The 970-nt window shown below is 69.3% G+C and carries 2 protein-coding genes and 1 pseudogene; all 3 read left to right on the forward strand.

Going from position 1 to position 970, the window contains the following annotated elements:
- A partial coding sequence (locus tag GOOTI_RS15630; RefSeq protein ID WP_007239582.1) for a YbaB/EbfC family nucleoid-associated protein occupies positions 1-305 on the forward strand: 305 nt, incomplete at its 5' end.
- Positions 302-682, forward strand: coding sequence for a hypothetical protein (locus tag GOOTI_RS15635; protein ID WP_039994210.1), 381 nt, complete (start codon positions 302-304; stop codon positions 680-682). The genes GOOTI_RS15630 and GOOTI_RS15635, both read left to right, overlap by 4 nt.
- Positions 679-970: pseudogene (locus GOOTI_RS15640) on the forward strand (hypothetical protein); the annotation flags it as partial. The gene GOOTI_RS15635 and the pseudogene GOOTI_RS15640, both read left to right, overlap by 4 nt.

Genomic DNA, 970 nt, shown 5'->3' on the forward strand with positions numbered 1-970 from the left:
CAAGAGTGACCGGCGAACTCGATCGGCTGACTGCGCAGGCCACCACGCCGGACCGACTGATCAGTGTGACCGTCGGGTCGCGGGGACTCATCCGGGACGTCGACATTCGCCCCGCCGCACTGCGGCACTACCGTGCCGAACAATTGTCTGTGTCAATCGTCGAACTCGCCCAGCGCGCCGACGCGGAACTGTGCGAGCAACGGGAACGACTGTTGCGCAGCGTGTCCGAGATGAGGCCGGGATACGCAGACGTACGGCGTGACGGGTATGACGGTCGCACCCGTGCTGACGAGGTCCGTCGGTGAGCGGTTCGGCCGATGGTCGGGAAGCCCCCGAGGAGGGTTCTGCCACGATGCGGCTCGACGCGCGGTTCCACAGCGATGTGCTCGGACGGTTGAGCCGGGTCGCCGATCACCTCCATGCGCTCCGCGACGAACTCGTCACGGTGTGTGCCGTTGCCGACCGCGCCGTCGGTGAAGGCGTGCAGGCCGACGCCTTCCGGTCGGGAGCACGTCCGATCGCTACCGAGTGCGTGCGCGGCGTCGACACCGCGTCGAGCGCTCTCGACACGATCGTCGACCGTGCCCGCCGCGGCGCCGAGCAGATCGTCGACACCGACCGGGAACTCGCTGCACGCGGACGTGCCGACACCGACGAGCGGACAGGCACCGAAGCCACATGACCACCGCGAACTCGGCAGCGACGACATCGCCGACCGACGAGCTCCGTACCCTCGCCGAGGCACTGGTGCCGGGATGCTGGCCGACGGCGGACGACGCGACATTATTGGACTGCGGCCGTCGGCTCCGCGCACTCGGTGAGGACCTTCGCGACCTCGCCGACGCCGTCGACTCGGCCCGACGAGATCGTGATGGCTCGGGGCGGTTTCACGACGCGCTGACCCGGGCGCTCGCAGTTGTGACGACGGACGCAGACGGGATGCGCGCCACGGCCGAGCGCTTCACCGCGC

This window comes from Gordonia otitidis NBRC 100426, assembly GCF_000248075.1.
Classification (GTDB): Bacteria; Actinomycetota; Actinomycetes; order Mycobacteriales; family Mycobacteriaceae; genus Gordonia; species Gordonia otitidis.